The organism is Pseudomonas sp. S12(2018), assembly GCF_024355235.1.
Lineage (GTDB): Bacteria > Pseudomonadota > Gammaproteobacteria > Pseudomonadales > Pseudomonadaceae > Aquipseudomonas > Aquipseudomonas palmensis.
In genome coordinates this window covers 13,703-32,199 of sequence record NZ_QLAD01000016.1, presented here as the reverse complement: position 1 = coordinate 32,199, position 18,497 = coordinate 13,703, and the positions used below count along the sequence as shown (strand labels likewise).

Here is an 18,497-nt window from a genome sequence, read left to right as displayed (position 1 = left end):
ATTATTTGAAAAGGATATAATTGTAAGTTGTCAGAAATAAAATATTGAAGTGTTGTATTCTGATATTTATAAAATTCGCTTTCCGATGGCCAAGAGGCACACACAAAAAGGGCCGGTGCACGTGCACCAGCCCTTCCTCATCAACCGAGCACTATCAATGCTCAGCCACCGTCTCTCGCCTCACTACCTGCCCCCCATGCTCATCCTTCTCCAGCAACGGAATCTCCTTGCCCTCGGCATCGAACAGCTTGCCGTCTTCGAAGTAGTCGCCGTCACGCAGCCCGGAAATGTCCGAGTAGTTCAGCGTGCGCTCGGAGGCGGCCACGAACACCGACTGATGATCGGAGTTGCCGGTCTTGAAGTGGTTGAACACCAGGTTCAGCAGAATCGCCATGATCGCCGACGAGCTGATGCCGGAGTGGAAGATGGTCTCGAACCAGTTCGGGAACTGCGCGTAGAAGTTGGGCGCGGCAATCGGGATCATGCCGAAGCCCAGTGAGGCGGCCACGATGATCAGGTTCATGTTGTTGCGGTAGTCCACCTTGGACAGCGTGCGGATACCACTGGCCGCCACGGTGCCGAACAGCACGATCCCCGCGCCACCCAGTACCGAGGTCGGTACGGCGGCAATCACCCGGCCCATGATTGGCAGCAGGCCCAGCACCACCAGGATCACGCCACCGGTAGCCACCACGTAGCGGCTCTTCACCCCGGTCACGGCCACCAGGCCGACGTTCTGGGCGAATGCGCTCTGGGTGAACGAACCGAAGATCGGCGCCAGGATGCTCGAGGCCATGTCGGCACGCAGGCCATCGCCCAGGCGCTTGGAGTCGACCTTGGTGTCGATGATCTCACCTACCGCGAGGATGTCGGCCGAGGTTTCCACCAGGGTCACCATGATCACGATGCACATCGACAGGATGGCCGCGATATGGAAGGTCGGCATGCCGAAGTGGAATGGGGTAGGGAAGGCCACCAGCGGACCTTCGAGCACCTTGCTGAAATCAGCCATGCCCAGCGACCAGGCGATCAGGGTGCCGAACACCATCGCCAGCAGGATCGACAGCCGCGAGATCGCCGCGCTGCCCAGCTTGCTCAGTATCAGCACGATCAGGAAGGTCACCGCCGCCAGGCCGATGTTGGACATGCTGCCGAAGTCCGGTGCCTTGCTGTTGCCGCCCATGACCCAGCGCGCCGCGACCGGCATCAGGGTCAGGCCGATGGTGGTGATCACGATGCCGGTCACCAGTGGCGGGAAGAACTTGGTGATGCGCGAGAACACCGGGGTGATCAGAAACCCGATCAACGAGGCCGCCATCACCGCGCCCAGCACCCCCGGCAGGCCGCCGCCGCCCTCGCTGCTGAGAATCGCGCCCATGGTGGCCACGCCGGCAAACGAAACGCCCTGTACCAGCGGCAACTGGCAACCGAAGAACGGCAGGCCCAGGGTCTGCAGCAGGGTCGCCAGGCCACCGGCAAACAGCGATGCGGCAATCAGCAGGCCGATGTCGGCCGGGCCCAGGCCGGCCGCCTGGCCGAGAATCAGCGGTACCGCGACGATACCGCCGTACATGGTGAGTACGTGTTGCAGCCCGTACGCCAGGTTGGCGCCGAGCCCCAGGTTCTCGTCTTCAGGACGTGATGCCGTGGACGTGTCGGGGGAGGACGTAGTCATGGGAGCAGGTTCTCTGTTTTATTGTTGTGGCGCTACTGTAGACAACTCGTGCCATTCATTGCCAGAACAATTGTATACAATTTTTAGATTGGCACAGGAACAGTCAGGTCATTGGTTTGGGTGCAGGCGTGGATGCAGTTATCGTTCCAACACGCAGCACCAGGCCCGCCAGGGCTGGGTCCGGTGGCATGAACGGCTGTTTGAAAGCTGTCTGGGTGGACAGGAAGGCGGGGCGGGGTCAGGTCGGTAGCGGGCTAAAAGATTTCAAATGTCGATGAGTTGATGGAATTCGCGCTCCAGTTCGGTGCGATCGGCCAGGTTGAGCTCCACCAGGCGGCACAGGTGCTCCAGCGAATCGAGGTCGATGTGCTCGCAGATAAACCCCAGCTGGGTGTCGTCGACATGGCGCAGTTCCACCGTCATGGTGACAAACGCCTCTTCACCCAGGCGTATCTGCGCAGCGAACGGCCGCTCGAGGTCGGCGTCCCAGGCCTTGGGCGCCTCGATCAGCAGGCCCTTGAGCGACAGGTCGAGCAGGTTGACCGGCCAGCGTCGTTCGCCCTGGAGCAGTTCGGTCGGTGCATCGAAGGGTATGCGCTGGAAGCGCCGGCGTTCTGGGTGATCGCTCATGGTGGAGGCCCTTTGCAGTAGAACCTGGCTGGAACCTGACTGACTATAGCTCAGGGCTTGCCAGCATGATCGCGAACGCGCATAACGAGACTGTGGGCGGGGCTGCAGGCTCTAGACCAAAGCAAGTATGGCAATGCGCCAAGACTCGCCCTAGACTCGATGGGCGGTCTTTCATATCCACTAGCTGGAAGCAAACCATGAACAACAATAATAGCCTGCTACGCCATATACCATGGCTGCTGCTGGCAGTCCTGGGGGCCTGTGCGCTGGGTGTGGTTGCCCTGCGCCGTGGCGAAGCGATCAACGCCTTGTGGATTGTGGTTGCCTCGGTAGCCCTCTACCTGGTCGCCTACCGTTACTACAGTCTGTTCATCGCCACCAAGGTGATGCAGCTGGACCCGCGCCGGGCCACCCCGGCGGTGCTCAACAACGATGGTCTGGACTACGTGCCGACCAACAAGCACATCCTGTTCGGTCACCACTTCGCGGCCATCGCCGGCGCCGGCCCGCTGGTGGGCCCGGTACTGGCTGCGCAGATGGGCTATCTGCCCGGTACGCTCTGGCTGATCGCCGGCGTGGTACTGGCCGGTGCAGTGCAGGACTTCATGATCCTGTTCCTGTCCACCCGCCGCAACGGTCGCTCGCTGGGCGACATGGTGCGTGAGGAAATGGGCCGCATTCCCGGCACCATCGCCCTGTTCGGCTGCTTCCTGATCATGATCATCATCCTTGCGGTGCTGGCGCTGATCGTGGTCAAGGCCCTGGCCGAAAGCCCATGGGGCATGTTCACGGTGATGGCGACCATCCCCATCGCGATGTTCATGGGCGTGTACATGCGTTATATCCGCCCGGGCCGCATCGGCGAGATCTCGCTGATCGGTGTGGTGCTGCTGTTGCTGTCCATCTGGCTGGGGGGCCTGGTGGCCGCCGATCCGGTGTGGGGCCCGGCGTTCACCTTCACCGGCGTGCAGATCACCTGGATGCTTGTGGGCTATGGCTTCGTCGCCGCCGTGCTGCCGGTATGGCTGGTGCTGGCGCCGCGTGACTACCTCTCTACCTTCCTCAAGATCGGTACCATCATTGCCCTGGCCATCGGCATCCTGGTGCTGGCGCCCGAGCTGAAGATGCCGGCGCTGACCCAATTCACCGACGGCACCGGCCCGGTGTGGAAGGGCACCCTGTTCCCGTTCCTGTTCATTACCATCGCCTGTGGCGCGGTATCGGGCTTCCATGCGCTGATCTCCTCGGGCACCACGCCCAAGCTGCTGGACAACGAAGTCAACGCCCGCTACATCGGCTATGGCGGCATGCTGATGGAGTCGTTCGTCGCGATCATGGCCATGGTTGCCGCCTCGGTGATCGAGCCGGGCGTGTACTTCGCCATGAACAGCCCGGCCGCGGTGGTCGGTGCCGACGTGGTGTCGGTGGCGCAGACAGTCAGCAGTTGGGGCTTTGCCATCACCCCCGAGCAGCTCGAGGCGGTCGCCCGGGACATCGGCGAGCACACCGTGCTGGCCCGTGCCGGTGGTGCGCCGACCCTGGCGGTGGGTATCGCACAGATCCTGCACCAGGTACTACCGGGTGAAAACACCATGGCGTTCTGGTACCACTTCGCGATCCTGTTCGAAGCCCTGTTCATCCTCACTGCGGTAGACGCCGGTACGCGTGCCGGGCGCTTCATGCTGCAGGACCTGCTGGGCTCGTTCGTGCCGGCGCTCAAGCGCACCGAGTCGTGGGGCGCCAACCTGCTCGCCACCGCCGGCTGTGTGGCGTTGTGGGGCTACCTGCTGTACCAGGGCGTGATCGACCCGCTGGGTGGCATCAACACCTTGTGGCCGCTGTTCGGCATCTCCAACCAGATGCTGGCCGGTATCGCGCTGATGCTCGGCACCGTGGTGCTGATCAAGATGAAGCGCCAGCAGTACATGTGGGTCACCCTGGTGCCGGCGGTATGGCTGCTGATCTGCACCACCACCGCAGGCTTCATCAAGCTGTTCGACCCGAACCCGGCGGTGGGCTTCCTGGCCCTGGCCAACAAGTACAGCGCGGCGCTGGACGCCGGTCAGGTACTGGCCCCGGCCAAGGACATCGCGCAGATGCAGCACGTGATCTTCAACGCGTACACCAACGCGACGCTGACCGCGCTGTTCCTGTTCGTGGTGTTCAGCATCCTGTTCTTCGCGCTCAAGGTCGGTATCCGCGCCTTGAACAAGAAAGAACGTACCGACAAGGAATCGCCGTTCCAGGCCTTGCCGGACGCGTAAACCAAGAGGATTGCAGACATGTTCAACGATCTCGGTCGACTGGGTAAGTACCTGGGGCAGGCAGCCCGCCTGATGGTCGGCATGCCCGACTACGACAATTACGTCGAGCATATGCAAACCCGGCACCCCGACCTGCCGCCGATGACCTACGAGGAGTTCTTCCGGGAACGCCAGGAGGCGCGCTACGGCGGCAAGGGCGGGCCCAAGTGCTGTTGAAAGACGGCACCGCCCGCGTGTGACAAACCTGTGGGAGCCCGGGCAGCCGGGCTCCCACAGTCATTTCAGTGTTCAGGAGATTTTCCGTGCAACCCATTCCCGTCACCGTGCTCAGCGGTTTTCTGGGGGCCGGCAAGACCACCTTGCTGCGTCACCTGCTCAAGGCCGAGCACGGCCTGAAAATCGCCGTGATCGAAAACGAGTTCAGCGACGCCGGCATCGACACCCAACTGCTGGGCGACGAACCGGTGCAGGTCATGACCCTGGCCAACGGCTGCGTGTGCTGCACCATCCACACCGACCTGACCAAGGCGCTGTTCCTGCTGCTGGAGCGTCTGGACAGCGGCGAAATCGCCTTCGACCGGCTGGTGATCGAGTGCACCGGCCTGGCCGACCCGGCACCGGTGGCGCAGACCTTCTTCATCGACGAAGAGCTGCGCGAGCGCTACATCCTCGACGGCATCATCACCCTGGTGGATGCCGCGCATGCCGACCTGCACCTGACCCAGACCATCGCCCAGGCCCAGGTCGGGTTTGCCGATCGCCTGCTGGTGAGCAAGACCGACCTGGTCGATGCGGCCGCGTTCGAGGCTTTGAGCCAGCGCCTGGCGCGGATCAACCGACGTGCGCCGATCCGTGTGGTGGACAACGGCAGGATCGACCTGGCCGAGCTGCTGGATGTGCGCGGGTTCAACCTCAACGCCAGCCTCAACCTGCGGCCTGTTGTGGCGGCGGGCAACAGCCTGGACCGGATCTCCAGCATGGTGCTGCGTACCGATGTGCCGCTGGATATCGACCGGCTGAGCGAGTTCATGAACCAATTGCTGGAGGCGCATGGCAAGCAGCTGTTGCGCTACAAGGGCGTGTTGAACATTGCTGGGGAGGATCGGCGGCTGGTGTTTCAGGGCGTGCTGAAGCTCTATGGCTTCGACTGGGATACCGAGTGGGCCGAAGGCGAACAGCGCGAGAGTGTGATGGTGTTCATTGCCGATGACCTGCCCGAGGCGAAGATTCGCGAGGGGTTCGAGGCCTTGGGTCGCCCCTGAGGGCCCATCGCGGGTCAAGCCCGCTCCCACAGGTTTACTACCCATCTGGAGGGCTATGAAATCCTGTGGGAGCGGGCTTGACCCGCGATGCCACAAAAAAGCCCGGCTGGGAGCCGGGCTTTTTCACATCAGGTACCTGCGATCAGTTGCCGTACACCGGCAGCTTGGCACAGATGGCCTTGACCTTCTCGCGAACGGCGTCGATCACCGCTTCGTTGTTCAGGTCGTCCAGGATGTCGCAGATCCAGCCCGCCAGTTCCTTGCACTCTGCTTCCTTGAAGCCGCGAGTGGTCACGGCCGGGGTGCCGAAGCGCAGGCCGGAAGTGACGAACGGGGAGCGTGGGTCGTTTGGCACGGAGTTCTTGTTGACGGTGATGAAGGCTTTGCCCAGGGCAGCGTCTGCGTCCTTGCCGGAGATTTCCTGCTTGATCAGCGACAGCAGGAACAGGTGGTTTTCAGTACCGCCCGACACCACGTCGAAGCCGCGCTCGATGAACACGCCGGCCATGGCCTGGGCGTTCTTCACCACTTGCTGCTGGTAGGCCTTGAACTCAGGCTGCAGCGCTTCCTTGAAGCAGATCGCCTTGGCCGCGATCACGTGCTCCAGCGGGCCGCCCTGGGCGCCCGGGAATACGGCGGAGTTCAACTTCTTCTCGATGTCGGCGTTGGCACGGGCCAGGATCAGGCCGCCACGTGGACCGCGCAGGGTCTTGTGGGTGGTGGTGGTGACCACGTCGGCGAACGGCACCGGGTTCGGGTAAACGCCAGCGGCGACCAGGCCAGCCACGTGGGCCATGTCGACGAACAGGTAGGCACCGACCTTGTCGGCGATTTCGCGGAAGCGCGGGAAGTCCAGCACCTGCGAGTAGGCCGAGAAACCGGCCACGATCATTTTCGGCTTGTGCTCGACCGCCAGGCGCTCGACTTCGTCGTAGTCGATCAGGCCGTTGGCGTCGATGCCGTACTGGATGGCGTTGTACAGCTTGCCCGAGGACGACACGGCAGCGCCGTGGGTCAGGTGGCCGCCGTGGGCCAGGCTCATGCCCAGGATGGTGTCACCGGCCGACAGCAGGGCCAGGTAGACGGCAGCGTTGGCCTGGGAGCCGGCGTGCGGCTGCACGTTGGCGTAGTCGGCGCCGAACAGCTGCTTGGCGCGGTCGATGGCCAGTTGCTCGACCACGTCGACGTATTCGCAGCCACCGTAGTAGCGCTTGCCCGGGTAGCCTTCGGCGTACTTGTTGGTCAGTACCGAGCCTTGAGCTTCCATCACCGCAGGGCTGGTGTAGTTTTCCGAAGCGATCAGCTCAATGTGCTCTTCCTGGCGCTGAGCTTCTTGCTCCATGGCGGCAAAGAGATCGGCGTCGTACTTGGCAATGGTCAAATCACGGCTGAACATGGCGGTCCTCAAGGATCGTGCTGAAATAGGCGGGCATTCTACCTCATCGGCTTTTGTCTGGCATATGAAAGGGCATCATGTCGCAGACAAGCGGGGCTCATTCAGGCTCGGTGTGAACTTATCGCGGGTCAAGCCCGCTCCCACAGGTCTGGTATCCGCTCTCGGGGGCCGAGAACATCCTGTGGGAGCGGGCTTGACCCGCGATGCGTCATTCGAACATGAACAACGTTTCGTTGCTGAACTGCGCCTCGAACTGGTTGGCCGGCATCGGCCGCCCGAACAGGTAGCCCTGCACCTCGTCGCAACCGTGCTCGCGCAGAAACTCCAGTTGCTCATGGGTCTCCACACCCTCGGCGATCACCGCCAGGTTCAGGCTGTGGGCCATGGCGATGATGGCGCGGGCGATCTGCGCATCCTGCTCGCCCTCGGGCAGACCGTCGACGAAGGTGCGGTCGATCTTGAGCACGTCGATGGGGAACTGCTTGAGGTAGTTGAGCGACGAGTAGCCGGTGCCGAAGTCGTCCACCGCAATGCTCAGCCCCAGATTCTTCAGGCTGTCGAGGATCACCATCGCCTCGTTGACCTCGCGCATCAGGATGCTTTCGGTCAGTTCCAGCTCCAGGCACGCCGGCGGCAGCCCGGTATCGGCCAGGATGGTGGCGATGCGCGTGCCCAGTTGGCCATCGGAGAACTGGCGCGCCGAAATGTTCACCGACACCTTGGGCACTCGCACCTTGGCCTGGTGCCAGGCCTTGAGCTGGCGGCAGGCTTCGCTGATGACCCAGTCGCCCACGTCCACCACCAGCCCCAGCTCCTCGATCACCGGGATGAAGTCGCCCGGCGGCACCAGCCCGCGGCGCGGGTGGCGCCAGCGCAGCAGGGCCTCGGCACCGGTCAGGCGCTTGCCGTCGCCGCTGAACTGCGGCTGGTAGTAGAGGATGAATTCGTTCTGCTCCAGCGCATGACGCAGGTCGCTTTCCAGCTCCAGGCGCTCCAGCGCACTGGCGTTCATGTCGGCCTGGTAGAACTGGAAGTTGTTCTTGCCGCGCTCCTTGGCGTGGTACATCGCGGTGTCGGCGTTCTTCATCAGCTGGCTCAGCTCGCTGCCATCCTGCGGGCTGAGGGCGATGCCGATGCTGGCAGTGACGAAGAACTCGCGGTTCTCCAGCACGAACGGTCGCACCAGGCTGCCCAGGATCTGCTCGGCCACGTGGATCGCGCGGTTGAGCGCGATTTCGCGGGTGGCCTTGGGTTGCAGCAGCAAGGTGAATTCGTCGCCGCCCATGCGCGCCACGGTGTCGTCGTCGTGTACGCAGTCGAGCAGGCGTTCGGCCATGTCCTTGAGCATGCGATCGCCTGCGGCATGCCCCAGGGAGTCGTTGATCGGCTTGAAACGGTCCAGGTCCAGGAACATCAGCACCACCCAGGCCTTCTGCCGCTCGGCCTGCTGCAGCGCGGTGTGCAGGCGGTCCTGGAACAGCGTGCGGTTGGGCAGGTGGGTCAGGGCGTCGTAGTAGGCCAGGCGGTGAATGCGCTGTTCGCTGGCCTTGCGCTCGCTGATGTCGGTGAAGAAGCACACGTAGCTGGCCAGGTCACCCTCGTCGTCGAGCACCGCGGTGATGCCGACCCACGCCGGGTAGTGCTCGCCGCTGCGGCGCTTGAGCCAGACCTCGCCCTCCCAGGTGCCGCGCTGGTGCAGTTGCTTGAGCACGTAGTTGAGGTGGGCTTCCTGCTGTTCGTCGACGGTGAGCAGGCTCGGCAACTGGTCGAGCACGTCGCTCACCGCGTAGCCGCTGACCCGGCTGAAGGCTTCGTTGGCCTGCACGATGTAGCCGGCCGGGTCGGTGATCAAGATCGCCGAGGTGGAATGCTCGAACACCGTGGCGGCCATGCGCAGGTCTTTCTCGGCGCGGCGTTGCTGGCTGATGTCGCGGCCGACGCCCAGGATGCCCTCGAAATGGTTGTGCTCGTCCCACACCAGTACCACGCGCAGCTCGATCGGGATCTTGCGGCCGTCGGCGCGCAGACAGTCGAACAGGAACAGCTGGGTGGTCACCTCGGTGCGCAGGCGCTCCAGCGCGGCGGGTTCCTCGAGGGCCCGCTTGACCCGTTCGAACAGGGTGAACACGCCGGTCAGCTGCGCCGGGTTGGCAATGGTCGACTGCCAGCCGTTGGCGAAGATCCACGCCACGTCGTAGCCCAGTACCGTCTGCACCGAGGGGCTGACGTAGTTGAGCTGCAACTGCGGGTCGGTGGAGAAGATCACGTCGCTGATGCTCTCGGCGAGCATGCGGTAGCGCTGCTCGCTGTCGCGCAGCGACTCGCTCGCTTCGATCTGGTCGGTGACGTCCTTGCCCACCCCGATGATGCGCAGCACCGTGCCGTCAGGGTCGCGGGTCAGGGCCTGTTCGCGAATGTCGTAGCGCCGCCAGCTCTGGTCGTGGTGAAGAAAACGCAGTTGGCAATGCAACTGCTCCACATAGCCGCTCTGGCGCTGCTGCTGGCGCATCTGGCGAAACAGCTCGGCGTCCTGCGGGTGCAGCAGCACCTCCCAGAAGTACTCGCCCATCTGCGCCAGCTCGCTGCGCGAATAGCCCAGGGTCTGGCCCAGGTGGCGGTTGCTGAAGATCATGCGCAGGCTGTGCACATCCTGCACGTACAGCTGGTCGGGCACGGTGCGCACCACGTCCGACCAGAAGCTTTCGCGCTCCAGCAGCGACAGCTCCACGCGCTTGCGGCTGGTGATATCGCTGATGCTCAGGATCACGGCCTGGTAGTCACGCCGTGCCTGGGGGAAGCGCACCATCAGCCACAGGTGCTGGTCCTGGCCCTGGGGGTCGCTGAGCCGCACTTCCAGCTCCAGCAGGCGCAGGTCCTGCACCACTGCCTCGACCAACTGCATGCCCACCCCGTCGGCGCCCGGCGAGTGGCCTTCGATCAGGCGCTGCCAGGCGCTCTCGCAGCAGCCGGCGCCCAGCAGTTGCAGGGCCACCTGATTGACTTCGGTAACCTTCAGCTCGCCCAGCAGGCTGTGGCGCAGCGATACATCCTGGGCCAGGCGCTGGGCCAGCTCGGCTGTGCTGCGCAGGCGCAGGCGTTCCAGCAGTTCGGTCAGCCCCGACAGGTCGAGTACGCACAAGGCCACGCCCGTGCCTTCGAAGATGTCCTGATAGCGTCGCCGACCTTCCTGCAGGGCGCGGTGGCGGCGGCGCATGCTGATCAGCGCCAGCAGCGGGATCAGCGCGCACACCAGGCCCAGCACGCACTTGCCGATCAAGGCCGGCAGCAGTTGCTGGCGGCTGTGGGCGGCATCGAACAGGCCGCGCAGTTGCCAGTCGCTGTTGTCCAGGTACGCCAGCAGCACGCTTTGCGGCGGCTCGATGCTGGCGTCGCGCGCATCGAGCGGCGGCGCGTGGCGATCGATGACCTGGGCCGTGCGGCTGTTTTCCAGCAGCCACAGCGGTGGCGCGGCGTGATCCAGGGGTTGGCTCAGTTGCTGGTAGTACTCCGGGGCCAGGCGCAGCAGCCAATAGCCACGGGTGTCGCTGTCGGGGTGCTGCAGCAGCAGGTAGACCAGGCTGTTGTCGTCGCTGTTGCTGAAGTAGTACGGGCGGTCCTGGCCCAGGTGCAGCAGCTCCTGGAGCGCCTTGCGGTCGGCACTGATGCCCGCGCTGTCGCGCAGCAACGCGCCCTGGGCGTCCACCCACACCAGGCTGCGCAGGGCGGGCAGGCGTGCGTGCAGGTGTTCGAGCAGCGGCGGCAGGTCGGTGACGGCCGGTGCGGCAGGGTAGGGTTGCAGCAGGGTGAGGGCTTTTTGCGCGTTCAATGCCAGGCTCAGGTTGAGCTGGCTGGCCAGTTCGGCACTTGCATCTAGGCTCTGCTGGCGGCGATCGGCCTGGGTATGGCGGAACTGCTCGAACACCTGCCAGAACAGCAGCGCGAGCAACAGCAGCACCAGGATGGCCAACGCGCCTTTGAGCGAGCCACGCAAGGGCGAACCGGACGCACTCGTGGCTTTGCGCGGGGATGAAGGCTGAGTCAGATTGGTCAAACGCTGTTCCTGCGTGAGGCTGTGGCAGGTGATCGCTACGCAGCGACAAGCGGCGCAGTGTGCGGTAGTCCTGTCGCATCCCGGTTCCAGGCGCGCACTATAAGCTGCACGCCCGAAGGGCGGCTAGCATGCCTTGAAGTGTGGCAAAGTGCCAGTCCTGTTCGTCAGCGGAATGGTTTCCTGCTTTTTGATACAAATTGCACACGCTGTGTTGATTGCAATGTGCCATTTCCCTATCTAGGATGTGCCCCCTCACTTAAGGCAGCGAACCCACGGATGGGTGTTTGACGCTGTTTTGGTAGGCCCCGTGCCGCCTGGGCTTTTTCGGTCGGCGCGGGGCCTGCAGTCCAACTACAGGCCAAGGATGTCCTACTCAAGCAAGTTGCACGCTCGTTACCACGAGGTTGCCCGGCAGGCTGTATCACCAGACTGTTTTGCGGGCGAGGACGTGCGTTTTTCCAGTGAGTACGAAGCACTGGAAGGCGAGTTGAACAAGGCTCAGTCCGTTCACGAGAGCGGCCAGATCGACTGGCTCCGCGTGCTCGAGAACAGCGAGACGCTGCTGCGCACACAGTCCAAGGACCTGCGGGTTGCCGCCTGGTTGACGTGGGCGTTGTATCAACGCGAATCCTTCCCGGGCCTGCTGGCCGGCGTGGGACTGTTGCAGCACCTGTGCGAGCAGCACTGGGCGCAGGTGCACCCAGCCAAGCCGCGCACGCGGGCCGCGGCCATCGGCTGGCTGGTGCCGCGCCTGGAGCAGGTACTGGGTGAAAACGTCGCGATCAAGGAGCAACTGGCGCTGTTCCGCCGCCTGGTCGACAGCCTGCAGGCGCTCGATGCAGCCCTGACCACGCACCTGGGCGATGAGGCGCCGCTGTTGCTGCCGTTGTGCCGACGCCTGTCGAGCATGGTGCAACGTGCTGCCGACAATCAGCCCGAACCTGGGGCCGTGGGCGCGGTCGTGGCCCAGGTCAAGCAGGCCGCCACCCAGTTGCTCACCCCCGGCGCCCCCGTCGACAGCGAAAAAGACGCGCACAAGGTGTTACGCACCCTGCAGGATGGCGCTCGACCGTTATCGAACTGGTGGCTCAAGCAGAAGGCCACCGACGTGCGCGCCTTGCGCCTCAACCGCACGCTGCTGTGGTTGCAGATCGACGCGGTGCCCGAGCGCAATGCCGAACAGGTGACCGTGCTGCGCGGGTTGCCGGTCGACCGCCTGAAGATCTACCAGGAACGCTTTGCCAACGGCCAGTACGCCGACCTGCTGATGGAGCTCGAGGCCAGCCTGGCCAAGTCGCCGTTCTGGTTCGACGGCCAGCGCATGGTCTGGGAGTGCCTGCTGGAGCTCAACGCCGAGCAGGGCATGCGCGAGGTGGAGTTCCACTTCGCGCAACTGCTGCAGCGCCTGCCCGGGGTGGTGGAGCTGCGCTTTCATGACGGTACGCCGTTTGCCGACCCGGCGACGCGGGGCTGGATCAACGCCAGCGTCATGCCGCACCTGCAGAGCACCAGCGCACCGCGCAAGGTCGAGACCGACCTCGCGACCAGCCTGCCACCCTGGGAGCTGGCCCTGGAGGCGGTGCTGCCCGTGCTGCGCAAGGACGGCCTCAAGCCTGCCGTGCAGATACTCAAGCAGGGCATGCAGGCGGCTCAAGGCGGGCGTGTGCGCTTTTTCTGGCAGCTCAGCCAGGCGCGGCTGTGCTTTCTGGCCAAGAAGTACGAACTGGCCAAGACCCAGCTCGAAGCCCTAGATCACGAACTGCAACAGGCCGGCCTGCATCAGTGGGAGCCGGACCTGGCACTGGAAGTACTGCGTCTGCTGCACAGCTGTTGTGAGCTGCTGCCGCAGAACCACGCCGTGCGCGAACGCAAGGATGAGGTTTATCGCAGGCTGTGCCACCTCGACCTCGAAGTGGTACTCGACTAGGCCCCCGGGCCGCAAACGCAAGGAGAAAAGCCATGGCCAAAGAAGGCTCGGTAGCCCCCAAGGAACGCATCAACGTCACGTTCAAACCTGCCACGGGCGGTGCCCAGGAAGAAATCGAACTGCCCTTGAAGCTGCTCGCGATCGGTGACTACACCCAGCGTCCGGACGAACGCAAGGTAGAGGACCGCAAGCCCATCAGCATCGACAAGATGACGTTTGACGAAGTGCTCGCCAAGCAGGAGTTGAGCCTGACCCTCAGCGTGCCCAACCGCCTGCAGGACGACGAAAGCGCCAGCGATGAGCTGGGCATCAGCCTGCGGGTCAACTCCATGAAGGACTTCAACCCGGCCAGCCTGGTCGAGCAGGTGCCAGAGCTCAAGAAGCTGATGGAACTGCGCGATGCGCTGGTGGCACTCAAGGGCCCGCTGGGCAACGCACCGGCTTTTCGCAAGGCCATCGAAGGCGTGCTCGCCGACGATGAGTCGCGCACCCGCGTACTCGGCGAACTGGGCCTGAGCGCCACGCCGACCACCGACGCTTGAGCCTCCCCCGTCAAGGAAGAACACCATGAGCACCAGCGCAGCACAGCAAACCAGCAGCACCGAAGGCGAGTACAGCATTCTCGACAACATCATCGCGCAAACCCGCCTGACGCCCGACGATGAAGCCTATGACATTGCCAAGCGCGGCGTGTCGGCCTTCATCGAAGAGCTGCTCAAGCCGCACAACGACGGCGAACCGGTCAAGAAGGCCATGGTCGACCGCATGATCGCCGAGATCGATGCCAAGCTCAGCCGCCAGATGGACGCGATTCTCCACCACCCCGACTTCCAGTCGCTGGAGTCGGCCTGGCGTGGCCTGCAGTTGCTGGTCGACCGCACCAACTTTCGCGAAAACATCAAGATAGAAATTCTCAACGTCTCCAAGCAGGACCTGCTGGACGACTTCGAGGACTCGCCCGAAGTCATGCAGGCCGGTCTCTACAAGCACATCTATACCGCAGAGTACGGCCAGTTCGGTGGCCAGCCGGTGGGCGCGATCATCGCCAACTACTTCATGTCGCCCAGCTCCCCCGACGTCAAGCTGATGCAGTACGTCTCCAGCGTTGCGTGCATGTCCCATGCGCCGTTCATCGCCGCTGCCGGTCCGAAGTTCTTCGGCCTCGAAAGCTTCACCGGCCTGCCGGACCTCAAGGATCTCAAGGACCACTTCGAAGGCCCGCAGTTTGCCAAGTGGCAGAGCTTTCGCCAGTCCGAGGACGCGCGCTACATCGGCCTCACCGTGCCGCGCTTCCTGCTGCGCAACCCTTATGACCCGGAGGAAAACCCGGTCAAGTCGTTCGTCTACAAGGAAACCGTGGCCAACAGCCACGAGCACTACCTGTGGGGCAACACCGCCTATGCGTTCGGCACCAAGCTGACCGACAGCTTCGCCAAGTTCCGCTGGTGCCCGAACATCATCGGCCCGCAGAGCGGTGGCGCGGTGGAAGACCTGCCGCTGCACCACTTCGAAAGCATGGGCGAGATCGAGACCAAGATCCCCACCGAAGTGCTGGTGTCGGACCGCCGCGAGTACGAGCTGGCCGAGGAAGGCTTCATTTCCCTGACCATGCGCAAGGGCAGTGACAACGCCGCCTTCTTCTCCGCCAGTTCGGTGCAGAAACCCAAGTTCTTCGGCATCAGCGCCGAGGGCAAGGCCGCCGAGCTGAACTACAAGCTCGGTACCCAGCTGCCGTACATGATGATCGTCAACCGCCTGGCCCACTACCTCAAGGTACTGCAGCGCGAGCAGTTGGGCTCGTGGAAGGAGCGCACCGACCTGGAGCTGGAACTCAACAAGTGGATCCGCCAGTACGTGGCCGACCAGGAGAACCCGAGCGCCGAGGTGCGTGGGCGTCGTCCGCTGCGCGCGGCCCAGATCATCGTCAGCGATGTTGAAGGGGAGCCGGGTTGGTACCGGGTCAGCCTCAACGTGCGCCCGCACTTCAAGTACATGGGCGCCGACTTCACCCTGTCGCTGGTCGGCAAGCTGGATAAAGAGTAAGCGGGGGCGCGTACATGAGCGGATATGGCAGCCTTTTCGAGCGTCTGGGCGGCGAAGCCGACAAGCGTCGCGGCTGGAGCCGCGAGAGGGCTGCCATGACCTCGGTGGCGGTGCACCTGGGCAAGATGCTCAGTACCCGTGCGGGCAGCGTGCAGACGCTGCCCGATTACGGGCTGGCAGACCTCAATGACATGCGCCTGAGCCTGCATGACGCGCTGAGCCAGGCGCGTCAGGCCATCGAGCAGTTCATCGAAGCCTACGAACCGCGCCTGACCAATGTGCGCGTGGTGTCGCTGCCGCGTGATCACGATCAGCTCAAGCTGGCTTTCAGCATCGAAGGCCTGCTTGAGCTGGACGGGATCAAGCGTCAGGTCAGCTTTTCCGCGCGCCTGGAGGGCGGCGGGCAGGTGCAGGTCAACTGAGACGCGCACCGCGCTGTCGTCTCGCGAACAGGACGTTCCTGAGCATGCAAAACAGGTAACCGAGCATGTCCTTCAATCATTACTACCAGAGCGAGCTCACCGCGTTGCGCCAGCTGGGGCGACGCTTTGCCGAGCGCAGCCCGGCCCTGGCGCCGTTTCTGGGGCAGGCCGGGCGCGACCCGGACGTGGAGCGGCTGCTCGAGGGCTTTGCCTTCCTCACCGGGCGCCTGCGCCAGAAGCTCGATGACGAACTGCCCGAGCTGAGCCATTCGCTGATGCAGCTGCTGTGGCCCAACTACATGCGCCCGCTGCCGGCGTTCAGCATCCTGCAGTTCGACCCGCTGGGCCAGTCCGGCCCGCCCTTGCGGGTGGCGCGCGATACACCGGTCGAGAGCCAGCCGATCGATGAGGTGCGCTGCCGTTTTCGCACCTGCTACCCCACCGATGTCATGGCCCTGGACCTCACCGCGCTCAATTACTCGGTAAAGGGTGATGGGGCGCTGCTCAGCCTGCGCCTGGAGATGAGCTGCGACGGGCATGTCGGCGAGCTGGAACTGAGCCGCCTGCGCCTGCACCTGGCAGGCGAGCGCTACATCAGCCAGATGCTCTACCTGTGCCTGCTGCGCAACGTGGAAGGCATCGAGCTGGTGCCGCTGGGGGGCGATGGCAAGCCGCTGGTGCGCGCCAGTGGCGAGAACGTGACAGTGCGCCTGGCTGGCAACCGTATCCAGCCGGTCGGCTTCGCCGAGGAAGAAGCGCTGATTCCCTACCCGCTGAACACCTTTCGCGGTTACCGCTACCTGCAGGAGTACTTCGCCTTCCAGGACAAGTTCCTGTTCGTCGACCTCGACGGCCTGGAGGCACTCAAGTCCCTGGGCACGGAAACCCTCAAGCAGATGCGTGGGCTGGAGATACGTTTCGACATCCGCAGGGGCGGTATCCAGCGCATGCGCCCCACGCTGGACAACGTCAAGCTGTACTGCACCCCTATCGCCAACCTGTTCCAGCACGATGCCCTGCCGATTCGCCTGGATGGCAAGCAGGACGAATACCTGCTGCTGCCCGCCGAGTACGACCTGGAGAACTGCGGGGTGTTCTCGGTGCACAGCGTGACCGGCTGGAAGCCCGGCGGCGTGGGCTACCAGGCCTATGTGCCATTCGAGTCGTTCGAGCACGACCCCAGTTTCGACGTGCCGCAGACCAGCCCGCACTACAGCATTCGCCAGCGCTCCTCGCTGTTGCATGACGGCCTGGACACCTACCTGAGCTTCGGAATACGCGATACCCGCACCCACGAGACGCTGTCCATCGAGCTCACCTGCACCAACCAGAACCTGCCGCGCCGGCTCAAGCTGGGTGATATCGACCAGCCGTCCGAGCAGACCCCGGAGTTTCTCACCTTCCGCAACATCACCCCGGTCACGGCCAGCTACGCACCGCCCCTGAACCGGGATTTCCTGTGGAAGCTGATCAGCAACATGTCGCTCAACTACCTGTCGCTGGCCAACGTCGATGCGCTCAAGGTGATCCTGGAAACCTACGACTTGCCGCGCTACTACGACCAACATGCCGAGAAGGTCAGCAAGCGCCTGCTCGGCGGGCTCAAGTCGATCCGTCACGAGCATGTCGACCGACTGCACCGCGGCCTGCCCCTGCGCGGGCTGCGCACCGAACTGACCATCGACCCGCAAGGCTACATCGGCGAAGGCGACCTGTTCGTGTTCGCCTCGGTGCTCAACGAGTTCTTTGCCCTTTATGCCAGCCTCAACTCGTACCACGAGTTGCGGGTCAGAAGTACCCAGGGAGAGGTGTACCAATGGACACCACGTATGGGCCTGCAGCCCCTGCTTTGAGCGGGCTGAGCCACGCAATACGCGAATACTCGCTGTTTCAGGCCGTGCTGCTGGTCATCGACCGGCTGCGCGAGTTCCATCCGCACCTGAGCGAAGAGGAGCTGTACGACCAGCTGGAGTTCCAGGCCAATCCGAGCCTGGGCTTTCCGGGCAGCGACGTCGATCGCGTCGAGTTCTTCGACGACCGCGGGCAGATGCGTGCACGCCTGCGTTTCAACCTGATTGGCCTGTGCGGCGCCAGCTCGCCGCTGCCGGCGTTCTACGTGGAGCAGGCGCTGGGCGATGGCGAGGACGGCAACACGACCCGGCAGTTTCTCGACGTGTTCCACCATCGGCTACAGCGCCTGATGCTGCCCATCTGGCGCAAGTACCGTTATCGCGCACGCTTCCAGAGCGGGGCGATGGACCCATTCTCGGCGCAGCTGTTCGCCCTGATCGGGCTGGGTGGCGAGCACATTCGCGAGGCCCGCGAACTGAACTGGAAGCGCCTGTTGCCCTACCTGGGCCTGCTGAGCCTGCGTGCCCACTCGGCGGCATTGATCGAGGCGGTGCTGCGCTACTACTTCAAGCATGCGCAGTTGGTCATCGAGCAGTGCATCGAACGTCGCGTGGTCATCCTGCAGGAGCAGTGCAATCGCCTGGGGCGCGCCAACAGCCTGCTGGGCGAGGACGTGGTGCTGGGCGAGCGGGTGCGTGATCGCAACGGCAAGTTCCGCATCCACATCACCCAGCTCGACTGGCAGCGCTTTCACGAGTTCCTGCCGATCGGCTTCGGCTATCAGCCGCTGTGTGCCCTGGTGCGTTTCACCCTGCGCGACCCGCTGGACTACGACATCCGCCTGGTGCTGCGCCAGGAAGAGATTCGCGAGCTGCGTATCGGCCAGGACAACGCCTGCCGTCTGGGATGGACGAGTTGGCTCGGTCACGAACGCGCCGATGGCGTGGTGACCCTGGGAAGCAAAATTCATTAAGGA

At 63.8% G+C, this 18,497-nt stretch carries 13 protein-coding genes; 9 read left to right on the top strand and 4 right to left on the bottom strand.

What is annotated here, in order from left to right; genetic code table 11:
* Positions 1–154: 154 nt before the first annotated feature.
* Both DN388_RS25195 and DN388_RS25190 read right to left on the bottom strand, forming a co-directional pair.
* Positions 155–1,675, bottom strand: coding sequence for a nucleobase:cation symporter-2 family protein (locus DN388_RS25195; protein ID WP_043860568.1), 1,521 nt, complete (start codon positions 1,673–1,675; stop codon positions 155–157).
* Between the two features lie 264 nt (positions 1,676–1,939).
* Complete coding sequence (locus tag DN388_RS25190) at positions 1,940–2,305, bottom strand: PilZ domain-containing protein (RefSeq protein WP_058540734.1); 366 nt, start codon at positions 2,303–2,305, stop codon at positions 1,940–1,942.
* Between the two features lie 197 nt (positions 2,306–2,502).
* On the opposite strand from DN388_RS25190, the gene DN388_RS25185 reads away from it, so the two are divergent.
* The 3 genes from DN388_RS25185 (at position 2,503) to yjiA (ending at position 5,831) form a co-directional block, all read left to right on the top strand.
* Positions 2,503–4,569 carry a carbon starvation CstA family protein gene (locus DN388_RS25185; RefSeq protein WP_043860566.1) on the top strand — a complete coding sequence of 689 codons (2,067 nt, stop codon included), beginning with the start codon at positions 2,503–2,505 and terminating at the stop codon, positions 4,567–4,569.
* 18 nt (positions 4,570–4,587) lie between these two features.
* The gene (locus DN388_RS25180) at positions 4,588–4,785 is read left to right on the top strand and encodes a YbdD/YjiX family protein (protein WP_043860565.1); all 198 of its coding nucleotides are present in this window, start codon (positions 4,588–4,590) and stop codon (positions 4,783–4,785) included.
* Between the two features lie 86 nt (positions 4,786–4,871).
* The gene (gene yjiA, locus DN388_RS25175; RefSeq protein ID WP_058540733.1) at positions 4,872–5,831 is read left to right on the top strand and encodes a GTPase; all 960 of its coding nucleotides are present in this window, start codon (positions 4,872–4,874) and stop codon (positions 5,829–5,831) included.
* Positions 5,832–5,973: 142 nt separating this feature from the next.
* Here the strand turns inward: yjiA and glyA are convergent, their stop codons facing one another.
* Positions 5,974–7,227: a serine hydroxymethyltransferase gene (gene glyA, locus DN388_RS25170; protein ID WP_043860563.1), complete on the bottom strand. Its 1,254-nt coding sequence runs from the start codon at positions 7,225–7,227 to the stop codon at positions 5,974–5,976.
* 208 nt (positions 7,228–7,435) lie between these two features.
* Positions 7,436–11,278 (bottom strand): bifunctional diguanylate cyclase/phosphodiesterase, encoded by a 3,843-nt coding sequence (locus DN388_RS25165; protein WP_255002830.1) that lies wholly within the window; start codon positions 11,276–11,278, stop codon positions 7,436–7,438.
* Between the two features lie 364 nt (positions 11,279–11,642).
* Here DN388_RS25165 and tssA point away from each other — a divergent pair, with 364 nt between their 5' ends.
* From tssA to tssG, 6 genes are all read left to right on the top strand, one after another.
* A complete protein-coding gene (gene tssA, locus DN388_RS25160; protein WP_043860561.1) occupies positions 11,643–13,205 on the top strand; it encodes a type VI secretion system protein TssA in 1,563 nt (520 codons plus the stop codon).
* A gap of 32 nt (positions 13,206–13,237) precedes the next feature.
* Positions 13,238–13,747 carry a type VI secretion system contractile sheath small subunit gene (gene tssB, locus DN388_RS25155; RefSeq protein WP_043860560.1) on the top strand — a complete coding sequence of 170 codons (510 nt, stop codon included), beginning with the start codon at positions 13,238–13,240 and terminating at the stop codon, positions 13,745–13,747.
* A 25-nt stretch (positions 13,748–13,772) separates the two neighbouring features.
* Positions 13,773–15,248 (top strand): type VI secretion system contractile sheath large subunit, encoded by a 1,476-nt coding sequence (gene tssC / locus DN388_RS25150; protein WP_058540731.1) that lies wholly within the window; start codon positions 13,773–13,775, stop codon positions 15,246–15,248.
* A gap of 14 nt (positions 15,249–15,262) precedes the next feature.
* Entirely contained in the window at positions 15,263–15,670 is a 408-nt protein-coding gene (gene tssE, locus DN388_RS25145; protein WP_088513884.1) for a type VI secretion system baseplate subunit TssE, read from the top strand.
* A 65-nt stretch (positions 15,671–15,735) separates the two neighbouring features.
* The gene (tssF, locus tag DN388_RS25140; RefSeq protein WP_054916573.1) at positions 15,736–17,523 is read left to right on the top strand and encodes a type VI secretion system baseplate subunit TssF; all 1,788 of its coding nucleotides are present in this window, start codon (positions 15,736–15,738) and stop codon (positions 17,521–17,523) included.
* Entirely contained in the window at positions 17,487–18,494 is a 1,008-nt protein-coding gene (gene tssG / locus DN388_RS25135) for a type VI secretion system baseplate subunit TssG (protein ID WP_043860556.1), read from the top strand. The genes tssF and tssG overlap by 37 nt, the downstream gene beginning before the upstream one ends.
* The last annotated feature ends 3 nt before the right edge of the window (positions 18,495–18,497 follow it).

Bases quoted from the DNA above. Each gene is read 5' to 3' on its own strand.
- tssC (WP_058540731.1), top strand. From the start codon at position 13,773: ATGAGCACCAGCGCAGCACAGCAAACCAGCAGCACCGAAGGCGAGTAC.
- tssA (WP_043860561.1), top strand. From the start codon at position 11,643: ATGTCCTACTCAAGCAAGTTGCACGCTCGTTACCACGAGGTTGCCCGG.
- tssF (WP_054916573.1), top strand. From the start codon at position 15,736: ATGTCCTTCAATCATTACTACCAGAGCGAGCTCACCGCGTTGCGCCAG.
- DN388_RS25190 (WP_058540734.1), bottom strand. From the start codon at position 2,305: ATGAGCGATCACCCAGAACGCCGGCGCTTCCAGCGCATACCCTTCGAT.
- tssG (WP_043860556.1), top strand. From the start codon at position 17,487: ATGGACACCACGTATGGGCCTGCAGCCCCTGCTTTGAGCGGGCTGAGC.
- DN388_RS25180 (WP_043860565.1), top strand. From the start codon at position 4,588: ATGTTCAACGATCTCGGTCGACTGGGTAAGTACCTGGGGCAGGCAGCC.
- DN388_RS25195 (WP_043860568.1), bottom strand. From the start codon at position 1,675: ATGACTACGTCCTCCCCCGACACGTCCACGGCATCACGTCCTGAAGAC.
- DN388_RS25185 (WP_043860566.1), top strand. From the start codon at position 2,503: ATGAACAACAATAATAGCCTGCTACGCCATATACCATGGCTGCTGCTG.
- tssB (WP_043860560.1), top strand. From the start codon at position 13,238: ATGGCCAAAGAAGGCTCGGTAGCCCCCAAGGAACGCATCAACGTCACG.
- glyA (WP_043860563.1), bottom strand. From the start codon at position 7,227: ATGTTCAGCCGTGATTTGACCATTGCCAAGTACGACGCCGATCTCTTT.
- tssE (WP_088513884.1), top strand. From the start codon at position 15,263: ATGAGCGGATATGGCAGCCTTTTCGAGCGTCTGGGCGGCGAAGCCGAC.